This window comes from Streptomyces sp. 1331.2, assembly GCF_900199205.1.
Lineage (GTDB): Bacteria > Actinomycetota > Actinomycetes > Streptomycetales > Streptomycetaceae > Kitasatospora.
In genome coordinates this window covers 5,421,421-5,442,266 of sequence record NZ_OBMJ01000001.1, presented here as the reverse complement: position 1 = coordinate 5,442,266, position 20,846 = coordinate 5,421,421, and the positions used below count along the sequence as shown (strand labels likewise).

At 71.3% G+C, this 20,846-nt stretch carries 14 protein-coding genes; 5 read left to right on the top strand and 9 right to left on the bottom strand.

Translation table 11 applies throughout. From position 1 onward, the window contains the following. Nucleotides 1-678 precede the first annotated feature (678 nt). Nucleotides 679-4,755, top strand: coding sequence for an FG-GAP-like repeat-containing protein (locus CRP52_RS23395; RefSeq protein ID WP_097238184.1), 4,077 nt, complete (start codon nucleotides 679-681; stop codon nucleotides 4,753-4,755). A gap of 73 nt (nucleotides 4,756-4,828) precedes the next feature. Here the strand turns inward: CRP52_RS23395 and CRP52_RS23390 are convergent, their stop codons facing one another. The 3 genes from CRP52_RS23390 to CRP52_RS23380 form a co-directional block, all read right to left on the bottom strand. Further along, on the bottom strand, nucleotides 4,829-6,037 hold the full coding sequence (locus CRP52_RS23390; protein WP_097238183.1) for an acyltransferase family protein: 1,209 nt from the start codon (nucleotides 6,035-6,037) through the stop codon (nucleotides 4,829-4,831). Nucleotides 6,038-6,178: 141 nt separating this feature from the next. After that, on the bottom strand, nucleotides 6,179-7,339 hold the full coding sequence (locus CRP52_RS23385) for a PP2C family protein-serine/threonine phosphatase (protein ID WP_097238182.1): 1,161 nt from the start codon (nucleotides 7,337-7,339) through the stop codon (nucleotides 6,179-6,181). A 241-nt stretch (nucleotides 7,340-7,580) separates the two neighbouring features. After that, the gene (locus CRP52_RS23380) at nucleotides 7,581-8,822 is read right to left on the bottom strand and encodes a cytochrome P450 (RefSeq protein ID WP_257032815.1); all 1,242 of its coding nucleotides are present in this window, start codon (nucleotides 8,820-8,822) and stop codon (nucleotides 7,581-7,583) included. Between the two features lie 158 nt (nucleotides 8,823-8,980). Here CRP52_RS23380 and CRP52_RS23375 point away from each other — a divergent pair, with 158 nt between their 5' ends. Then, entirely contained in the window at nucleotides 8,981-9,337 is a 357-nt protein-coding gene (locus tag CRP52_RS23375) for an arsenate reductase family protein (RefSeq protein WP_097238180.1), read from the top strand. A gap of 24 nt (nucleotides 9,338-9,361) precedes the next feature. Here CRP52_RS23375 and CRP52_RS23370 read toward each other — a convergent pair whose 3' ends face one another. After that, nucleotides 9,362-9,832: a pyridoxamine 5'-phosphate oxidase family protein gene (locus CRP52_RS23370; protein ID WP_097238179.1), complete on the bottom strand. Its 471-nt coding sequence runs from the start codon at nucleotides 9,830-9,832 to the stop codon at nucleotides 9,362-9,364. 165 nt (nucleotides 9,833-9,997) lie between these two features. On the opposite strand from CRP52_RS23370, the gene CRP52_RS23365 reads away from it, so the two are divergent. After that, complete coding sequence (locus CRP52_RS23365) at nucleotides 9,998-10,567, top strand: DUF1697 domain-containing protein (RefSeq protein WP_097238178.1); 570 nt, start codon at nucleotides 9,998-10,000, stop codon at nucleotides 10,565-10,567. A gap of 184 nt (nucleotides 10,568-10,751) precedes the next feature. Beyond that, on the top strand, nucleotides 10,752-11,297 hold the full coding sequence (locus CRP52_RS23360; protein WP_097238177.1) for a DUF1707 and FHA domain-containing protein: 546 nt from the start codon (nucleotides 10,752-10,754) through the stop codon (nucleotides 11,295-11,297). A 49-nt stretch (nucleotides 11,298-11,346) separates the two neighbouring features. Here the strand turns inward: CRP52_RS23360 and CRP52_RS23355 are convergent, their stop codons facing one another. The 3 genes from CRP52_RS23355 to CRP52_RS23345 all read right to left on the bottom strand — a co-directional run bounded on the left by CRP52_RS23355 (nucleotide 11,347) and on the right by CRP52_RS23345 (nucleotide 14,764). Next, nucleotides 11,347-12,309: a DUF1152 domain-containing protein gene (locus CRP52_RS23355; protein WP_097238176.1), complete on the bottom strand. Its 963-nt coding sequence runs from the start codon at nucleotides 12,307-12,309 to the stop codon at nucleotides 11,347-11,349. Between the two features lie 166 nt (nucleotides 12,310-12,475). Then, nucleotides 12,476-13,384 carry a hemerythrin domain-containing protein gene (locus CRP52_RS23350; RefSeq protein WP_097238175.1) on the bottom strand — a complete coding sequence of 303 codons (909 nt, stop codon included), beginning with the start codon at nucleotides 13,382-13,384 and terminating at the stop codon, nucleotides 12,476-12,478. A 330-nt stretch (nucleotides 13,385-13,714) separates the two neighbouring features. Continuing rightward, entirely contained in the window at nucleotides 13,715-14,764 is a 1,050-nt protein-coding gene (locus CRP52_RS23345; RefSeq protein WP_257032814.1) for an alpha/beta hydrolase, read from the bottom strand. A gap of 425 nt (nucleotides 14,765-15,189) precedes the next feature. On the opposite strand from CRP52_RS23345, the gene CRP52_RS23340 reads away from it, so the two are divergent. After that, a complete protein-coding gene (locus CRP52_RS23340; RefSeq protein ID WP_097238174.1) occupies nucleotides 15,190-15,933 on the top strand; it encodes an SDR family oxidoreductase in 744 nt (247 codons plus the stop codon). A 156-nt stretch (nucleotides 15,934-16,089) separates the two neighbouring features. Here CRP52_RS23340 and CRP52_RS23335 read toward each other — a convergent pair whose 3' ends face one another. Then, entirely contained in the window at nucleotides 16,090-17,826 is a 1,737-nt protein-coding gene (locus CRP52_RS23335; protein ID WP_097238173.1) for a carbohydrate-binding module family 20 domain-containing protein, read from the bottom strand. A 294-nt stretch (nucleotides 17,827-18,120) separates the two neighbouring features. Then, complete coding sequence (locus CRP52_RS23330) at nucleotides 18,121-20,457, bottom strand: M4 family metallopeptidase (protein ID WP_101948240.1); 2,337 nt, start codon at nucleotides 20,455-20,457, stop codon at nucleotides 18,121-18,123. Nucleotides 20,458-20,846: the final 389 nt, after the last annotated feature.

Genomic DNA, 20,846 nt, shown 5'->3' with positions numbered 1-20,846 from the left:
TTGCCTCGGACCGACGCTTTCGCGGTCCGGGCGAGGCGCCCGTGTCGGATGGATACATCCGTTTCTTCCTCTTGGTCGTGTTGTGCGGGTGCGATCACACCCGGCGGGACGCTACCAAGGCCCGCCGACAAGAGGAGCTTTGATTGATCATCACGCAGCTTGCTCTAGAGCATTTATCTCTCTTCTGTAACTCCTTCACACACTCAGCGACACGCCTGCACAGTGACACCGGCCCGCATAGGGCGGTTTTGTCGCACAAAGTTCCCTCGCCACGCTCACTCTCCGCACAGTGTGATCACGATGTGGCATCTGATTTCCATCTCCTGCCAGAACCGCCCGCCTCACACCCCGCCGGATCGTCACCCCTCGCTTGCATGATGGGGGCGCCCACGAACCGCACAGAAAGTGAAGGGGATGCACCGACACAACGTCCGCCGAATAGGGCGAACAACCCGGAAGTCGGTGGCCGCGCTGATCGCAGCGGCCACCGTCGGATTCGCGGCAATGGGACCGCTTCCCGCCCGCGCGGACACTGGAAGTCAATCCGCGATTCCTCGACCGAACACCCCTGAACAAGCAGCATTGTTGAAAGCGCATCAGCTCGGAAAGCCAGTCGATGTTGCGGAGCGACAGGACGAGTCGAGCGAGCTCCTGGCGAACCCTGACGGAAGCTTCACCTTGCGTCGGCATGCACGACCGGTCCGCGCGAAGGTCGCCGGGCAGTGGCAGCCGGCGGACGCCACGCTGGAACGCCGTCCCGACGAGAGCATCGCCCCGAAGGCGTCCGTCTTCCCGATGACGTTCTCCGCGGGCGGCAGCACTCCCCTGGCCACCATGCAGAAGGACGGCAAGTCCCTCGCCATCACCTGGCCGACGCCGCTGCCCCAGCCCGAACTGAACGGCAGCACGGCCCTGTACCGCGAGGTACTGCCCGGTGTGGACCTGAAGGTCCTGGCCGAGAGCGACGGCTTCGCCCACCAGCTGGTCGTCAAGACCAGGCAGGCCGCGGACGATCCGCGCCTGGCCCAGGTCACCTACGGCCTCAAGACCGCGGGAATCACGCTCGGTTCCGGCAAGGACGGCCGGATCGCCGCGACCGACGGTTCCGGCGGTACGGTCTTCACGGCGGAGGCCCCGCGGATGTGGGACTCCCATGCCCCGGCTGCCACCGCACAGCAGCCCACCTCAACCGCCACCTCGTTGAGGTCCAAGTCGGCACCGGCAGCGGTCGTGCAGTCCGCCGACAGCGTCACACCGTCGAGCCCGGCAACGCCCAGTACTGCCGAGCACGCGCCGAAGACGATGGCCACGCAGATCACCTCGGACACCTTGCGGCTGACCCCGGACGCCGGCCTGCTGCACGGCCCGGACACCGTGTTCCCGGTCATCATCGACCCGACGTTCACCGACGGCTGGCGCAACCGCTGGGCGGTCGTCTACTCCGCCACGCCCAACGACGCCTACCCGGACGGGAACGGCTGGCATTCGGACAATCCTGCGGACGAGCCGCGCGTCGGCTACAACGGCAGCGGCAACACCCGTTCCTACTTCGAGATGAACACCCAGGGCCTGGCCGGGGCCACCATCATGTCGGCGACCTTCCACGTCGAGGAGACCCACTCGTGGGGCTGCGACCCGGCTGCGGCGGGCAACACCGAACTCTGGGCGACCGGACCGATCAACCAGACGACGCCGACCTGGAACAGCCAGGCCTCCTGGGCCTGGCTCCTGGGCGCCAAGGCCTTTGCCCACGGCAACCCCAGCTTCTGCCCCGGAGTCGAGGGCCAGGACTACAGCACCGACGCCCTGCGCGCTGTCGTCCAGGGCTCCGCCGACCGGGGCGACGGCATCGTCACCCTCGGGCTGCGCACGCCGGACAACTACCTCGGCAACAAGAACAGCTACAAGCGGTTCAAGAACAACCCGTGGCTTGAGATCACCTACAACCGCCCGCCCGTCCTCCACGACTACGCGGCGTGGGAGAGCCAGTGGACGCCCGGCAGCAGTAGCAATGTCAACGTGCCGTGCATCAGCGACCCCGCGGCCTGGCCCACCATCGGGCGCAACGACCTCGTCATGACCGCCAGGATCTCCGACCCGGACAACGATGCCGATCTGAACGCCAAGTTCGAGGCATGGGACCACGACACCGGGCAGTACATCCTGATCGATCGGGCCTTCACCCCCAACGACACCTGGGCCATCATGAGGCTCAACGCCGACAAGCTGCGCGACGGCGGCCGCTACAAGTGGCACGTCCAGGCCGAAGACGGCATCGCCGTCACGGGCTTCGGCCGCGATTGCGGATTCAACGTCGACCGCACGCCTCCGACCAAGCCGACCGTCACCTCCGCGGACGGCCACAGCATCGACACTGGGGTAGTCCCGCCCCGCACCCCGCGCACGGTCAAGTTCGCCTCCAGCGACCAGTTCGGCCTCAAGGGCTTCTGCTACTCCCTCAACAAGCCCCTTCCCGTGGTCAACCAGGGCTGCGGCGGAACCTGGGTGGATGCCGGCCCTGACGGAACGGCGACCGTGTCCGTGACCCCCACCATGTGGCCGACCAACCAACTCACCGTCCAGGCCATGGACAAGGCCGGCAACCTCTCCCCCTACGACGGCTCGGATGGCGGCCCCAACTCCAGTACCACGCTGATCACCACCGCCACCGACAACTTCGTCCACGATGCCACCGACCCCACCCTGGAAGGCGACCGCCGCGGCGACCTGACCGGTGACGGGCACGCCGACCTGGTGGTCGCCACCAGTACCGGCGAACTCCTCCTCTACACCGGCCGCGGCGACGGCACCTTCGACCAACCCCGAACCGTCGCCAACCCGGGCTGGTCCGGCGCCCAGATCACCCACCGCGGGGACTTCACCAGCCAGAGCCCGGGCCGCACCAGGGACGGTTACGAGGACTTCCTCGTCAAGCAGGGCCCCCGTCTCTACCTCTACCCCGGCAACGGCATGGGTGCCCCCGACGAATCCAAGCGCACCGAGCTGGTCCACCCCAGCGGGGGCGACTGGTCGGGTACCAGCCAGATCGTCGCTGCCGGCAACCTCGACAACCTTCCTGGCAATGATCTGATCGCCAAGGACGGCGACACCCTCACCCTCTACAGCGGCACCAAGGAAGGCCCCCTCGATGCCGAGACCGGCACCAACAAGCTGAAGCCCGGCACCGTCGTCTCCGCCGCCGGCTGGGCCGACTACGACGTCCTCGCCCCCGGCGACGTCAACGGCGACGGCATCCCCGACCTGCTCGCCCGACGCAACACCACCGACCCGAGCGACAGCGAGTACGGACGCATCCGCCTCGTCCTCGGGGCCCGCAACGCCGACGGCCACGGCTACCAGGTCGGCAGCCCCGCCACCGGCACCATCTACGCCACCGGCTTCGACCCCCAGCACCGGCCCCTGATCACGTCGCCGGGCAACCTGCACGGCAGCGTCACCGACAGCGGCAAGGGCTACCCGCTGTTCACCCCGACCCCGGGCCAGGCCACCGGCGACGTCCTCGCGACCACGTCGGCCGACCCCGCCGCCGCGGTGACGTACTACACCGCCGACGGAACCGCGCAGACCACCACCTGCCCGACCGGGTGCCTGCTGATGTACCCGGGCACACCCACCGGGCTCGGGCTGCCGCGCCTGGCCTCCCAGGGCAACCTGCACACCGTCACCGCACTCGACGGCGGACAGAGCCTGCGCAGCCCGGCCACCACCATGACTCGTGCCGCCAACGGCACCCTCGTCGCGGTCAAGGTCAATGCCGACGGAAGCGTGTGGGCGACCAACCAGACCAGCACCACGGGTGGCTTCCGCAGCTGGTACCAGCTCAGCCCCCAGGGCGTCCACACCGGTGACCCGGCGCCGATCCTGTCGCCGGCGGCCGGCGGCACGGTGCACATCTTCGCCCGGACCCGCACCGGCCGGATCATCGACTACGCCCAGGCCGGCCCCGACGCGTCCTTCAGCCCCGCAACGGACGTCGGCAGCTCCGCGCCGGTGTTCGCCCAGGACCCCGCGGTCACCCTCGCCGCCGGCGGCGGCATGATCGTCACCGCTGTCGACACCGCGGGCGACCTGTGGTCGACCAGCCAGTCCGCACCCGGATCCGCGTTCGGTGCCTGGTCCAAGGTCAGCGTCAGCGGCGGGCTCACGGGCCGCTCCGCCTCCGTGCTGTCCCCGGCAGGGGGCGGCACGCTCAACCTGTTCGCCCGCACCACCAACGGGCACATCGGCTACTTCGGCCAGAGCGGCCCGACCAGCGGGTTCAGCCAGGGTGACTACCTCGGCACCACTTCGCCCGTCTTCGCCGGGGATCCGAGTGTCACCACGGCCGCCAGCGGCGGCATGATCGTGGCCGCCATCGACGTCAACGGGGACGTCTGGGGCATCGACCAGGCCGGGCCCGGGACGGCCTTCCGCGAGTGGTACAGGATCAGCCTCAACGGCGGCACCGGCGGCGCCACCAGCATCGTCCTGTCCGCCGGAGCCGGCGGCACCGTCAACATCGTCGCCCGTACGGCTGACGGGCACATCGTGCTGTTCGGCCAGAGCGGCCCCACCAGCGGGTTCAGCGCCGGCACCTACCTCGGCAACCAGAGCATGATCTTCGCCGGGGACCCGCGCGTCATGCTCTTCGACAACGGAGCCATGATCGTCACCACCACCGACGCCGCAGGCACTACCTGGGCGATCGACCAGCCCTCGCCGGGAGAGGCCTTCCGCTCCTGGTACCAGGTCTGATCACCGACGGTCGAAACGAGTGCGGCCGACCTGGCGGAACCCGCCGGGTCGGCCGCACCTTGTCCGGGGTGGGTCAGTACGGTCCGCCGCCGTGGGGCGTGCGGTAGTGGTCCGGAGCCGGGTACGTGGGCGCGGTGGGGGGCGGGGGCCAGGTGGCGGCGGGGACGGTCTGCAGGGCCGGGGCGGGCTCGGGGGTAGCCGGGGCAGCCGGGGCGGGCAGGGGTTCGGCGGCGCGGAGCTGGTCGATGCTGTCGGTCATGCCGCGCTTGAGCAGTGGGGTCAGCGGCTTCTCGATGAGCCGGTGGACCAGCCAGGAGGCGACCAGCATGCCGGTGGTGACGATGCCGACCGCGACCCAGGGCTTGGTGCCGTGGTCGTAGAGGGCGCGCAGGGCCGTCCAGCCCATGGTCTCGTGCAGGAGGTAGAGCGGGTAGGTGAGCGCTCCGGCGAAGGTGAGCCAGCGCCACTGGATCCGCGAGGCCCAGCCCAGCGCCACCACGATGATCACCAGGTAGGAGAGGGTGGTCAGCAGGACGGCCGGCCAGGTCGGCAGGTCGGGTTGGCCGAGGTAGGGGTTCACGTCGTGCTGGTGCTGGATCGTGTAGAGGACGGAGAGGATCCAGCTGATCCCGACGATGCCGAAGAGCATCAGGTTGGGGCCGTACCGGTGGACCAGGTAGAGCGCGAGTCCGGCGACGAAGAACGAGGAGACCTCGGACATCGCGAAGAACTGCAGCACCGGCCACTTGGTGCTGGTCGCGACGATGCCCGCGACCGTCCAGATCGAGCAGAAGGCGACGATCCGGCGGTAGGTCACGCCCTTCCACACGACGATGGCGAAGAGCAGGTAGAAGCGCAGCTCGATCCAGAGCGTCCAGTAGACGGCGTCGACGTCCGGGATGCCCAGGCCGCCGTGGAACATCGTGAGGTTGGCGAGGACCTGCTCCGAGGCGAGCGGGCGGCGCACGACCGGCCACATCGTCACGACCGCGGTGGCTGCCAGGACGGCGAACCAGTACGCCGGGTAGAGCCGGATGACGCGGGAGCGGACGAAGTCGCCCACCGGGCGGCCCCAGCTGCTCATGCAGATCACGAAGCCGCTGATGACGAAGAAGAGGCAGATGCCCGTCCACATGTACCCACCCGGCACGGAGGCCCGGTGGAACACCTCGTGGACCGGCTTGCCCCAGGCGCTGTCGTCCGGCTTGGTGCCGCCGCCGTATCCGACGTAGTGGTGGAAGACCACCATCAGCGCTGCCAGGATGCGCAGTCCGTCCAGCACGGCGAGGCGGCCGCCCCTGCCGGATTTGCGGCGGCCCGAGGATCCTGGTCGTTGCCTGGGGAAAATGCTCACGGCAGAAGATAGCGCACACACGGTCAGCCGACCACGACGGGCTTGGTCTTGACGGCCCTGGCTCTGGCGTTACGGGGTGCCCGGGGTGTAAGGCGCATCGGTGGTGCGGAGGGCGTCCGAGGCGCCCGAGACCTCCGAGGTGTCCGGGGTGAGGGCGAGGACGGCGAGGTCGTCGGCGAGGAGGCCGGCGTAGTGGCGGACGTCCTGGGCGAGGAAGGAGACCAGGCGGTCGGGTTCGGTGGTGCCGAGGGCGGCGAGGCGGGGGGCGAGGGGGTAGAAGGCGCCCGCGGGGTCGCGGGCCTCGCTGACGCCGTCGGTGTAGAGCAGGACGGTGTGGCCCGGGGGCAGGGCGACGGCGGTCGGTTTGCCGCGTTCCTCGGCGGGGCCGAGGTGGCCGAGGCCCAGGGGGAGCTCGTCGGCGCAGGGCACCGGGGAGATCGCGTCCCCGGAGAGCAGCAGCGGGGTGGTGTGGCCGCGGTTGACGATCTCCACGCAGTCGGAGCCCGGCCGGTACTGGAGCAGGACGGCGGTGGCGAACAGTTCGTCGTCGCCGCGGTCGGCGGCGTCGCGCAGGACGGTGCGGTCCAGCTGGTCGGCGAGGTCGACCAGGCCGGGGGTGTCGTGGGCGGCCGCCCGGAAGGCGCCGAGGACGTCGGCGACGGTGCGGACGGCCCCGAGGCCCTTGCCCCGGACGTCCCCGAGCAGCACCCGGACGCCGAAGCGGGTGTCGCAGACCTCGTACAGGTCGCCGCCGACCAGCACCTCGGCCTGCGCCGAGCGGTAGAGGCCGGCCACCCGCAGCCCGCCGGTCCGCTCGGGCACCGGGCGCAGGACGGTGCGCTGCAGGGTCTCGGCGACCGTACGGGCCTGGAGCAGGTTGCGGTTCTGCCGGGTGCGCTGCCAGGACAGGGCGGTGCCCATCACACCGGAGAGCAGGGTGGCGATGTAGACCCAGACGTGGTGCTGCTCGTTGACGTGGCCGGCGTGCAGGGCCAGGAGGATCTGCAGGGCCAGGGAGCCGAGCGTGGCTGCGGCGGTCAGGACCGGGCCGTAGCTGAACGCGGCCACCACGGGCAGCGCGGTCAGCAGGAAGCCGGCGGCCACGGCGTCCGGGACGATCGCCTCGGTGATCAGGTCCAGCAGGAGGAGGACGACGGGGAGCCACGGCACCCAGCGCGGCACCCGGGGCTGCGGCGCGGCAGGGCGCGGCGGGCGGGGTGCGGTGGGCACGGCGGGACCTCCTGGCTGGAGGCGGAGCCTCCTGGCTGGCGGCCGGACCGGGGGAAAGCTCCGGGTGTGGCCGGTTTTGTCCCTCCATGCTCTCCTACGAACGGCCCAGCTACGAACGGTCGGACGTCCCGTTCTCCGTACCGGGCCGGCCCCGACACGGACGGTCGGGGGCCGGTCGGCGGACGGTCACCGTACCGAGCGAACGTCACCACACCGATGGGAGGGCGACGGGCGGCGGCCTTCAGCGCACGGTCACCGGCAGCGTCTCGAAGCCGCGCAGGACCAGCCGGTCCCGCCGGGTGGGGACGCCGCCCGGGGCGAGCCGTGGGAAGCGGTCCAGCAGGGCGGGCACCGCGACCTCGGCCTCCAGCCGGGCCAGCTGGGAGCCCAGGCAGAAGTGCGGGCCGCCGCCGAAGCTGAGCGGCTGGCTGTCGGTGCGGGTCGGGTCGAACACCCCGGGGTTCCGGTACCGGGCCGGGTCGTGGTTGGCCGCGCCGATCAGCAGGGTCACGCCGCTGCCGGCCGGGATGGGCAGCCCGTCGATGTCCAGGCCGTCCGCGAGCGCCACCCGCCCGGTGGCCTGCACCGGGGAGTCGAAGCGCAGCACCTCGTCGGTGAAGCCGGCCGGGGTGATCGCACCGTTGCGCAGCCCGGCGGCCGCCTCGGGGTGGCGGAACAGCAGGGCGAGGCCGTTGCCGAGCAGGTTGGTGGTGGTCTCGAAGCCGGCCACCAGCAGCAGCACCAGGTTGGCCAGCAGCTCCTGGGCGGACAGCCGCTCATCGTCCTCGGCGGCGATCCGGGCCAGGTCGCTGACCAGGTCGTCCTGCGGCCGGGCCAGCCGTTCGGCGGCCAGCTCGGTGAAGTAGTGGGACAGCTCGTCCGCGGCGCGGTCGGCCACGGTCAGTTCGTCGAGGTCCGCGAGGATCTCCAGGGCGACGGTCAGGTCGGAGGCCAGGCCGCGGAAGCGGTAGCGGTCCTGCTCGGGGACGCCGAGCAGCTCGCAGATCACCCCGACCGGGAGGCGGAAGGCGAAGGCGTCCATGAAGTCCACCGGCGAACCGTCCGCGCCCTGCTCGGCCATCCCGTCCAGCAGCTCGGCGACCGCCTTCTCCACCGCCGGGCGCAGCGCGGCGACCCGGCGCGGGGTGAACACCGAGGCGATCAGGGAGCGCACCCGGGGCTGGTCGGGGGCGTTGCGCTGGAGGATCGAGCGGCCGAAGAGGGCGAGCGAGGAGTGCGCGGTGAACTCCGGCTCCAGGCCGGACATCATCTCGGCGGTGGCGACGCCGAAGGCGGGCGTGCGCAGCGCCTTGTTGACCGCCGCGTAGCCGCTCGCCACGAACATCCCGTCCCCGGCCGGTGTCACCGGGCCGAGCTGCAGCGCCTTCGCGTAGAGCGGGTACGGGTCGGCCCTGACCTCCGTGGTCATCAACTGCTCGATGATCGCCGCGCCGTCCATGCGGTGCTCCCCTCCCGAGATCACGGTCACGCTTCCTGGTGCGTGAACCACCGGCGGGCACGGCGGAGTTCCCGTACGGCGGGGTTCGCGGGCGTTTCCCAGCCCTTCCCCCGGTCCGTTCCCCGGCCGGCTCCCCGGTCCGCTCCCCGGTCGGGTGCCGGCCGCTCGGTAGGCTGGGCGGTATGGAGATCTGGATCAACCCGCGTTGCGGCAAGTGCCGGTCGGCGCTCGGCGAGCTGAACGAGGCCGGCGTCGAGTACACCGTGCGGCGCTACCTGGAGGACCCGCCGACCGCGGCCGAGCTGGAGCAGGTGCTGGAGCGCCTGGGCCTGGAGCCCTGGGACATCACCCGCATCGACGAGCAGGTCGCGAAGGACCTGGGGATGAAGGGCTGGCCCCGGGAGGCGGGCGAGCGGGCCCGCTGGATCGCGGCGATGGCCGAGCACCCCATCCTGATCCAGCGCCCGATCATCACCGCGGACGACGGGCACGCCGTCGTGGCCCGCACCCCCGAGGCAGTGAGGTCCGTCCTGCCGTAGGGCCTGCCCGGGGGCGCCGGCCGGTCAGTGGAGCTGGATCGTCTCCACCGGCCGGCCCGGGTGCCAGTTGCGGACCAGCAGGTGCTCGCCCTCCACGGCGGTGTGCACGACCTGGTCGATCTCCAGCCGGAAGGCGTGGAACGGGGTGGGCGGCGGCTCGGGCAGATCGGCGGCGAACACGGCGAGCTCGGTCTCGTCGGTGATCTCGACCGCCCGGCCGGAGACCTTGGAGTCCCCGCCGGCCATGGTCTCGTCCCCGGGGTGCGCGTGCAGGGCGAACCGGGCGTCGCGCTGGAGGTCGCGCGCCTTGACCGCCCCGTACATCGACCCGAGCCAGAGGTCGGCGCCGACGAACTCGACCTCCGTGCCGCTCACCCGGGGCGAACCGTCCTTGCGCAGCGTCGCCAGGACGTGGTGCTTGTTGGCCTCGAACCGGGCCCGTACCAGGGGCGCCAGATCCGGGGCCGCCTGCTCGAAATCCTGCCAGGTAGCCATGGCGCCAGTCTGGCACCCGGCACCGACAGCCGCCGTCCTCGGTCGCGGTCCTCGGTCGCCGTCGTCGGTCGCGGTCCTCGGTCGCCGCCCTCCGTCGCGGTCCTCGAACGCGGTCCTCGAACGCGGTCCCGGGCCGCTGTCGTAGGGCGGTGCCACACTGACGGGGTGACCACCACGACCACCTACATAGCGTTCCTGCGGGCCATCAACGTCAGCGGCCGCACGGTGAAGATGGAGCGGCTGCGGGCGCTCTTCGCCGAGCTGGGCCTGGGGAACGTCCGCTCGTACATCCAGACCGGCAACGTCTTCTTCACCACCGAGGAGCCCGCGGACGAACCCACCGCCGGGGCGGCGCGGGCCGCGCTGACCGGGCGGATCGAGGAGCACCTGGAGCGCTCGCTCGGCTACCCGGTGCCGGTGATGCTGCGGACGGTGGACGAGGTGGCCGGGCTGCTCGCCGCCGAGCCGTTCCGGGGCGTGGCGGTGACGCCGGACGTCCGGCTGGTCCTGGCCTTCCTCTCCGAGCCGCTGCCGGCCTCGCTCCCCCTCCCCTTCCGCTCGCCCAAGGGCAACGTCGAGGTGCTGGGCGCCGACCAGGGGGCCGCGTACGTCGTGGTCCGCCAGGACGGCAAGTGGGTCACCGAGGGCATGTTCGGCAAGGCCTACCAGGGGTCGGTCACCTCCCGTTTCCTGCACACCACGGAGAAGATCCTGGCCGCCGCCCGCAAGGCGTGAGCAGGCACAGGGCTGAGCAACCGCAGGGCCCGAACAGCCGCAGGCCTGACGGCCCGTAGGCCTACGGGAACCGTACGGAACCGCGCGCCCGGACGGGGCGTCTGGACTGCCGTGACGTACGAAGCGAGCGCCCGCGCACGGCGTGATCTGGACAGCCCGAGCCGGCCGAGCCGACAATCTGGCCATGACGCCTCCTGAGTTCCCGACCGGTCGGATCCGGCCCTCCGACGCCGAGCGGGAGTTGGCGCTCGGGGTGCTGAAGGACGGCGCGGGCAGCGGGCGGCTCTCGCACGACACCTTCCTCGGCCGGATGGACATCGTCCTGCAGGCCACCAGCCGAGGGGAGTTGGACGCGGCGGTGGCCGGGCTGCCGACCGGCGGGCCGGTCGAGCGCTTCGTGCTGCGCACGGTCGGCCGGGTCTCCGCCTTCGGTGACCGGATGAACCGGGCCTGGCGCACCGAGCGGCTGCCCGGGCTGAGCCTGCCGCAGGCCGGTGCCGGGCTGCTGACGATCGGCCGGATCCCCGGCTCCGGGCTGCGGCTACACGACGCCTCGGTCTCGCGCAACCACGCCGAACTCCGGCACGAGAACGGCGGTTGGACGCTGTACGACCTCGGCTCGACCAACGGCACGCACGTCAACGGGCGCCGGATCGCGGGCGGCGTCCGGGTCCGGCCGGGCGACCAGGTGCGGTTCGGGAACCTGGAGTTCCGGCTCGCCGACCTCTGACGGCCGCGACCCGGGGCCCGCTGCATCCAGGCCGAAAGCCGCCCCGCCCTCAGTGCGGGAACTGACGGGGCGGGCGCTGCCGCGGCAGCTCGTCCTGGAACTCGGCGATGGTGGTGGCGATCTGGCGCATCACCACGGTGTTCTCCAACCGGTCCAGGTAGCGGTTCTCGGCGGCCAGCGCCTCGACCGTGACGCCGAAGTACATCGCCATCAGCGGATTGACGAACAGCTCGCTGTCCTTGGTCCGCTCGGTGAACCGGACGTTGCCGAACTCGCCCCGCAGGGCCGCCGCCACCGAGCCGTTGACGATGCTGGGGTGCTCGGGGAAGGCGGCCCGGGCGTGCTCGACGGCGTCCAGGTAGAGCACCGCCTCCCGGCTGTCGCGCGGGATGGAGAAGGCACCGAGGTAGCCGCCGGCCCGGTCCAGCGCGGCGAGGTTCTCCAGGACCAGCGTGTGGTTGACGCCGTGGTGGGCGTCGATGCCGAAGCCCAGGCAGGCGACCAGCCGCTCGGGTACCTCGGTGAGGCCGGCCACCGCCGCCAGGCTGGCCATGTCCTCCTCCGGGGTGCCGAGTCCGGCCTCGTCGCCGCGCATCAGGATGTCGGTGCCGCCGTCCACCAGCAGGACGGCGTCCACGCCCAGCCGGCCGACGAGCGCCCGGTAGGCGTCGCGCAGCGGCTGCACGCCCTCCGTCGGAAAGGCCCACACCGTGTCGGGCATCCCGTGCAGCTGCAGCCAGCGGGCCAGGGTGCGCTCCGGGAAGTAACCCGCGGGGGCGGCGGTGTCCGGCCGGATCATGGCGAGGTCGGGCTCCGCCCAGACGTCGGCGGGCAGGCCGTAGAGGTGGGTGAAGGAGAGGTTGGCCAGGTGGACCTCCTTGCCCGCGGCGCGCAGGGCGAGGGCGATCGGGAGCCCGGCGTACACGTCGAATCCGCCGCCGGCGCCGGCAATCAGGATGCGTTCGGCGGCCAGCAGCCGGGTGATCAGCGGTGGTTGGAGCAGAGAGGTCATCGGCGGACCGTAACACCACGGGCCGGAAGGGCGGACCTCGGGAGGAAGCGGGCGCGGGTGGGCCGCCGGGGAGGTACCGAGCCGAGCGGATGCCCGACGTCCGTGCAGCATATGCCGAGAGCGTATGCCACGCGCGTAGATCGAAGGCCCGCGAAAAGCCCGGCGCTCAGTCGGCGACGGTCCCCAGGCCGTTGGTCCCCAGATCGCCGGTCCCCAGGCCGTTGGTCCCCGGATCGCCGGTCCCCAGGCCGTTGGTCCCCAGATCGCCGGTCCCCAGGTCGCCGGCGACGGCCTCACCCGGAGCGCTGTCCTCCAGGCCGTCGCCCGGACCCCACAGCTGCGCGGTGCAGCGCTGGTAGGTCGCCTGCCAGTGCGGCCAGTTGCGGGCCACGTCGTCGTCGCACTCCGCCAGCAGCCGCTCGACCGCGGCCGGCTGGACGCCCTCCAGCAGCCAGGCCAGCGCGTCCGCCGTGCCCGGGCCGTCCGCCACCCGCAGCAGGTCCAGCAGCTCGCCCAGGCCGCCGAGCCGGGAGCCGTCGGCCACCACCCGCTCCATCCGGGGCAGCAACTGTCGCTCCTCGATCCGCAGATGGGTCTCCAGTCGGGCCGCCAGGTCCTCCATGGCGTACGCGACGGGCCAGGCGCTGCCGGTGTCCCTGCTGGCGATCCGGACCAGCGTGGTGACCCGGGTGAAGGAGTGGTCGAGGTTGTGGTGGTCGGCCTCCAGCCAGTTGAGCAGCAGCCGCAGCTCGGGCGCGAAGCGGCGCACGATCGGCCAGAGCCGGGTGTCCTGCTGCTCGTGGTGGCAGGTCAGCATCGCGGTCAGGAAGTTCCAGTGCCGTAGCAGCGCCTCGCCCTTGTCGTCCTCGCCGGGCTGGAGCAGCCGCAGCGCGTTGGGCAGCCGGGCGAGGTCGCGGCGCAGCGCCGCGTGGACGAGGCGCAGTCCGGCGAACCGTACGGTGGCCGGGTCCTCGTCCGAGGCCGATCCGTACGCGTCGGCGACCCGGGAGTCGGCTCCGGGCTGCCGGGGCGCCGGCACGATGGGGGCGGGCTGGGGCAGCAAGTGGATCGGCATGACACTCTCTTCACGACTTGGGTCAGGGCGGGCGGTGGCGGCCGGTGCAGGACCGCCCAGCCAAGGTGCTCGAAGTCGATCAGAAGCGAATCAATGTCCGATTGACGCGCAGGTCACAGGCCTGCGCGGGGGTTCCCGGGAGCCCGCCGGAGACGGCCGGCGAAGGGACTTCGGGGAAGGTCCGCGAACCCGCGAACCGCACGGACCCGGCGGAAATGCCGACCGCCGGTGCCGGGGACGCGAGCGCGTCGCCGACACCGGCGGTACGGAGGACAGGTGGTGCGGGCAGGAAGCGGGGACTCGGTCCGCCGCCGGATCCGCCGGGTCGGCTCAGTCTGCCGCCGGCCCCGCCAGGTTCTTGGTCAGCCACACCAGCGTGTCCGGGATCATCTTCTTGAAGTCCGAGGTCAGGTGCTTGCCCCCGGGCTGTTCGTAGTACTCGATGGTGGTCGGCGCGACGGCCTTGCCCACCCAGCTCTTGACCACCTTGGTCTCGTACGGGTTGGCACCGCCCGCGGTGACGTACATCTTCACGTCGGCCTTGCCCTGCGTGACCAGCACGTCGGGGTTGTTGGCCGCGCGCTCGGCGTCGTGGCCCTTCCACAGCAGCGAGTCCGGGATGAAGTAGCCGTCGATCGGTACGGCGGCCTTGTAGACCTCGGGGTGCTGCAGGGCGAGCTTGGCGCTGCAGAACCCGCCGGTGGAGGCGCCCATCACGCCCCAGCCGTCGCGGCCCTGGACGGTGCGGAAGTTGGCGCGGACGAAGTCCGGGATGTCCTCGGCCATCCAGGTGCCCATCTTGGGCTGGCCCGGGATGTCGGAGCAGTCCAGCGCGTTCTTCTCGTCGCCGTTGAAGTTCTGCACCGGCATGATCATGATGAACGGGTGGGCCTTGCCCTCCTTGACCAGCTGCTCGTTCTCCTCCTGGATCGGCAGCTGGTTGTCGGTCCAGGTGTTGTAGCCGTTGCTCTGGCCGCCCGCGAAGAGGGTGAGGACCGGGAAGCCGGTCTTGGCGTACTTGGGGTCGTTGTACTCGGGCGGCAGCCAGACCCAGACCTTGCCGGAGACGCCCGACTTCGCGCCGGTCACGGTGGTCACGAAGATCGGTCCGGCGGCGGTGTCCCGGGCCTTGGCCAGGCTGGCGTTCGGGCCGGTGGGCATCAGCACCTTGCCCACGGCCACGGCGGGCGCCCCGCCGCCCGGGGTGCCCGTGCCGGTCGGGGTCCCGGTGACGCCGCCGGTCGCGGACGGGGTGGCGTCCGCCTTGGCACTGTCCCCCTTCCCACCGCCGGAACTCCCGCAGGCCGCGAGCGAGGCGGCCAGGGCGAGCACGGCGGCGCCGGACAGGACGGCACGGGAACGGGACGACTGCCTAAGCACGGTGAGGACTCTCCGACCGAATGTCGCGCCCGGTCCGGCTGACCGGGCGGCGGCCCCCCGGTGGGGCCGGACAGACCGGGGCGCGACGCTGGTGCGGCCCCCGGAGCAGTGGCGCGCCGCCCCTCGCGGGGGCGCGCCTTCCTGCGATCTTATGACGTGGGCCGGGGTGGCCCGGTTGCGCGTCGGCCACCGGAAATCCAATGTTTGTTCGCGATCAGGTAAAACCCCCTGTCGCTCCCGCCGTTCGGCGGGGGCCGGATGGCGGGGATCGACCGCGGGACCCGACGTCGCATTCCCGGCCGGCCAGCGGATTTTGGGCACTTCGACGAATGACGGCGGCCCGCGGATCCGGGACGATCTCTCCCGGGCCGACCGGGCGGACAGCCGCCGGAACAGGCACGAGAACAGCCAGCGAGGAGAGCGCCATGCCCCAGCAGATCGCCGTCGTCACCGGAGCCGGGAGCGGTGTCGGCCGCGCCGTCGCGGTCGAACTGGCCGCGGCCGGCTGGCTGCCGGTGCTGGCCGGCCGACGGGCCGAGCCCCTGCACGAGACCGCCCGGCTCTGCGGCGCCCCGGCCGACGTGCTGCCGACCGACGTCACCGACCCGGCCGCCGTGGACGCGCTGTTCGCCACGACCGCCGAGCGCCACGGCCGGGTGGACCTGCTGTTCAACAACGCCGGCAGCTTCGGCCCGGCCGTCCCGGTGGAGGAGCTGGAGGTCGAGGCCTGGCGGGCCGTGGTCGACCTCAACCTGACCGGCGCCTTCCTCTGCGCCCGGGCCGCGTTCCGGCAAATGAAGGCCCAGGACCCGCAGGGCGGCCGGATCATCAACAACGGCTCGATCTCCGCGCACGTCCCCCGCCCGCACTCGATCGCCTACACCGCGACCAAGCACGCCGTCACCGGCCTGACCAAGTCGCTGTCGCTGGACGGCCGCCCGTACCGGATCGCCTGCGGACAGATCGACATCGGCAACGCGGCGACCGACATGACGGCGGCGATGAGCGCGGGCGTGCGGCAGGCGGACGGCCGGATCGCCCCCGAGCCGACCATGGACGTGGCGGACGTCGCACGCACCGTGCGGCACATGGCCGCGCTGCCGCTGGAGGCCAACGTGCAGTTCGCCACCGTGATGGCGACGGCCATGCCGTACATCGGGCGCGGCTAGGGCCTTTCCGGCTTCGTACGGCGTCATACGGCCTCGGACAGCTACGGACGGGTTCGTACGAAACCGTACGAGGGAACCCCCGTCAGCCGGAGCTGACGGGGGTTCCCTCGGTGGCGAAGGGGGCGAAGGGGCAAAGGGGCGAAGCAGCGAGGCCCGCTATGGCCGCCAGGTGTCGTTCAGCGTGACCACCCCGCCCGCGGGCACCGTCGCGGTCCGGTTGGCGCCGGACTCCCAGGTCACCGCGCCGCTCGCGTCCTTGCGGACGTACTTGTACTGGAACGAGGTGCCGGCCGGCAGCGAGAGCGCCAGCGACCAGACCGGGTAGCCGGCGGACGACAGCGGCAGCGCCTTCGCCGGGTCCCAGCCGCCGAGCGCCGCGGCGTCGCCGACCACGTAGACGTTCTGGCCGACCGTGGTGGTCGCGTTGACGTTGAACGAGGCGCCGGAGACGGCCGCACCGGGCTGGACGTACAGCGCGACCGCGTCGCCCGCGCCGACCGTCGCAGTGAACTGCCCGTTGGCGCCGACCTGGTAGGTCGGCCCGGTGCAGCCGCCACCCGCCTGCGGGTCACCGTGCTGGACGTCGCAGTAGGTGCCGGCCGGCAGACCGGTCTGGAAGGTCTGGGTGATCGCGCCGCTCTCGTGGTTGATCGCCACGTAGCCCTTGTTGCCGCGGCCGAAGGCGATCGCGTTGTTGCCGTTGGACCACCAGTCGGTCACCCCGGTGCCCGCGACGGCGTTGCGGAAGCCGACCATGTTGGCGACCTGCCGCCAGGCGTGGGTGCAGTTCCAGCCGTCCTGGTAGCAGGCGTTGACGGTGCCGCCGTTGGGCGGGCCGTCGTCCTTGTTGGTGAAGGAGTAGCCGGAGTAGATGTTGGGCGAGCCGTACGTCGAGGCCAGCAGGAAGACGTTGGCCAGCGTGTAGGTGTTGCCGTAGGTGTAGTTGAGGGTGGAGCCGTTGCGCTCGGTGTCCCAGTTGTCGAGGAAGCTGCGCGCCTGGTTGCTCGGCAGGTAGCCCCAGGAGGCGCCCCAGCCGTTGAGGTTGGCGAGCTTGTCGCTGGTGAAGATGCGCTTGAGGTCGGTGCCGACCCGGAACTCGTCCACGTCGCCGTTGCCGGTGTACTCGGTGGGCTGGATCGGCTCGCCGGCGCCGTAGATGACCTCCTGGACCCAGTAGGCCTTGGGGTTGGCCATCTTGGCCTTGATCGCGGCGAGGTCGGTGGCGGCGATGTGCTTGGCGGCGTCGATCCGGTAGCCGTCCACGCCGAGCGAGCCGAGGTCGTCCAGGTAGTGCGCGATGGTGGTCTGGACGTACGTGCTGCCGGTGTCCAGGTCGGCGAGGTTCACCAGTTCGCAGTTCTGGACGTTGGAGCGGTCCTGGTAGTCGCTGATCGGCTGGCGGCAGGAGTGGAAGTCCTGGTCCTGGTACGTGCCGGGGTAGGTGTACTTGCTGTAGACCGTGCCGCCGGTGCCGGTGCCGGAGCCGGCCGACATGTGGTTGACGACCGCGTCGGCGATCACCTTGACCCCGGCCGCGTGGCAGGTGTCGACCATGTTCTTGAAGGAGGTGCGGTCGCCGAGCCGCCCGGCGATCTTGTAGCCGACCGGCTGGTAGGAGGTCCACCACTGGGAGCCCTGGATGTGCTCCTGCGGCGGCGAGACCTCGACGAAGCCGTAGCCCTTCGGGCCGAGTGTCGAGGTGCAGGCCTGGGCGACGGAGTCGAAGCGCCACTCGAAGAGCGTGGCGGTGACGTCCTTGCCGTTGTTGGCGGGCGGGGAGGCCTGGGCGGCGGGGGCGCCGAGGGCGGTGCCGAGCGAGAGCGCGAGCGCCGCCGAGGCGGCGAGCGCGCCGGCCGCGCGGGCGGGCCGGCGGTGGGGGGCGGTGGTGACCACGTCGTCTCCTGGGGTGGCTGGGGTGGGGCAGCCGAGGTGAAGCCTGCAGGAAGTTTCTGTAACTTGCCGGAAACTTGCAGCGCCGAACCTAGGGTCACCGGGAGACACCGTCAAGACTTCAGGAAGATACGTTTCTGCATCGCCGGAGCGGAAACCGGAGCGGACACCGGAACGGGCCCCGGAGCGGCAGCCGGTTGGCCACCCGAACAGGGCATACGACAAGGGCCCGGCAGCCGTAGCCGCCGGGCCCCTCACCTGTCCTGGTTCACCGGCCCCTCAGGAGCCGGACCGGGCTCAGCCGGTCTGGACGGAGGTGTCGTCGATCACGAAGCTCGTCTGCAGCGAGGAGTCCTCGGTGCCGTTGAACTTCACAGTGACCGTCTGGCCCGCGTAGGCCGACAGGTCGAAGGTGCGCTGCTGGTAGCCGGCCGCGGCGTCCACGTTGGAGTAGGTCTTCAGCGTGGTGCCGTTCACCGACACGGTCAGCTTGTCGTACGCGGTGGTGCCGGTCTCCGCGGTGTCGATGTGCAGCCAGAAGCTCAGCGTGGCCTTGCAGCCCGCCGGGATGGTGACCGTCTGCGACAGCGAGTCGGTGTGGGTGGAGCCGTAGCCGTTCAGCCACGCCTTCCACGAACCGCCGTGCGCGGCCTGGCTGGAGCTGTTGTCGACCACACCGGAGCTCGCCGTCCACGGCGCCGCCGTGCCCGTCTCGAAGCCCGCGTTGCCCAGCAGCTGCGCCGGGGTGCAGCTGCCGCCGCCACCGGTGGTCACCGTCCAGGTGAAGCTGGTGGTGCCCGACTTGCCGGCCGAGTCCTTGACCGTGACGGTCACGTTGGAGGTGCCGGCGGTGGTCGGGGTGCCGGTGATCGCGCCGGTGGAGGCGTTGATCGCCAGGCCGGCGGGCAGGCCGGTGGCCGAGTACGACAGCGGGGCGGTGCCGCCGGAGGCCTTGATGGCCAGGTTGACGGCGGTGCCGACGGCGGTCGACTGGTTGCCCGGGTTGGTGACGGTGACGCCGCCCGGGTTGGGCAGCCCGCCGACGTTGACGGCGGCCCAGGCGGTGGCGACCGCGTTGTACTCGGCGCTGTTCGCGCCGTACAGGTCGGTGGCCGCGTTCAGGGTCGCGGTACGGGCGGCCGCGTAGTTGGTGGTGGAGGTCATGTACGCGGTCAGCGCCTTGTACCAGACCTGCTCCGCCTTGTCCCGGCCGATGCCGGTGACGGTGATGTTGTTGACCGTCGGGCTGTTGTAGCTGACGCCGTTGATCACCTTGGCGCCGCTGCCCTCGGCCAGCAGGTAGAAGAAGTGGTTGGCGACACCGGACGAGTAGTGCACGTCCAGGTTGCCGACGCCCGAGTACCAGGAGTCCGCGGACTGACCGTCCTTGGAGGGCTTGTCCATGTAGCGCAGCGGCGTGCCGTTGCCGTTGATGTCGATCAGCTCGCCGATCAGGTAGTCCGGCACGTCCTTCGGCAGGTTCGCGTAGAACTCGACCATGGTGCCGAAGATGTCCGAGGTGGCCTCGTTGAGGCCGCCGGACTCGCCCGAGTAGTTCAGGTTGGCGGTGGCGGCGGTGACGCCGTGGCTCATCTCGTGGCCGGAGACGTCGAGCTCGGTCAGCGGGTGGGTGTCGCCCGAGCCGTCGCCGTAGGTCATGCAGAAGCAGCCGTCGTCCCAGAAGGCGTTGACGTAGCCGGTGTCGTAGTGGACCCGGCTGGCGGCGCCGACGCCGTCGTTGCGGATGCCGTTGCGGCCGAAGGTGTTCTTGTAGAAGTCCCAGGTGACCGCCGCGCCGTACTGGGCGTCGACGGCGGCGGACTCGCGGTTGCTGGCCAGGCCGTTGCCCCAGGTGTCGCTCGACTTGGAGAACAGCGTGCCGTTGCCGGAGGTGCCGTTGTTCATGTCGGTGGTGGACTGGCCGCCGCGGGTGGCGTCCTTCAGCGAGTAGGTCGAGCCGCTCTGGGTGGTGGTCAGCGGCACGTTGCCGACGAACACGCCGTTGCCGGAGCCGCGCTGGATGCCGTCGGCCTTGCTGAGCACGTCGCCGGTCCTGGCGTCGGTCACCACGTGCAGCTTGCTCGGGGTGCCGTCGGACTCGCGGCCGGAGAGGACGGTCTCCCAGGCGAGCTTCGGGGTCCCGTCGGCGGCCCACACCACCAGGCGCGGGGCGGTGTCGACGGCGGAGCCCTCCTCGGCGGCGAGCGCGGCGGCCTGGGCCTTCGGCGCGGCCAGGGCCGGGGCGGTGTCGACGCCGGCGAGGTTGGCCTCACTGGCCTTGGTCACGCTCTTGGTGGCACCGTTCGCGTCCTGGTGGACGATCAGGTCGCCGCCGAGGACGGGGAGTCCGGCGTAGGTGCGCTCGTAGCGCAGGTGGCGACCGCCGTTGGAGTCCTGGACGACGTCCTTGGTGACCAGCTTCTCCTGGCCGCTCAGGCCGAGGGCCTGGGCGAGGGAGGTGGTCTGCTGGTTCGCCGAGGCGATCAGCGCGGCCCGGGTGGTCTGCTGGGCGGCGACGGCGGCCGGCGCGTCCGGCGTGGCCGCCTGGGCGATGACCGGTATGCCGGTGACCAGCAGCGCGGTGGTGGCGGCCATGACGACCGCCGCCTTCCGAGCGTGAGCGTAACGGGACATGCGGACTCCTTTTCCGACCGGCGCTGGGTCGCGCCGGTGGAGAGAAAACCTGGGCCGCGGGGTTGCGGCGCAGTGGGGGCCCCCGGCGGGTGCGACGGGGGTGCGATAGCGGGTTGCGGTGCTCTCAACCCGTTGCGAGGTCGGGACGCGCTGCACCTGGACTGGAACAGCTGCACCGGGAGGTGGGGCCCCCTCGTCTGCAGCCGGGAGGAATCGTGGCAGCAAACCGGCCGCCAATGACAGATGCATGCCACGGATTGGCCGGTTCATTACCGAAACCGTATGCATGGCGGTTCATCAGTTGTGCTACGGCATTGCAAACTCATGAACACGGTTTTCATGGTCCGGACAAAGTTCGATCACCACCGGCAGTCACTGACCAGCACTCA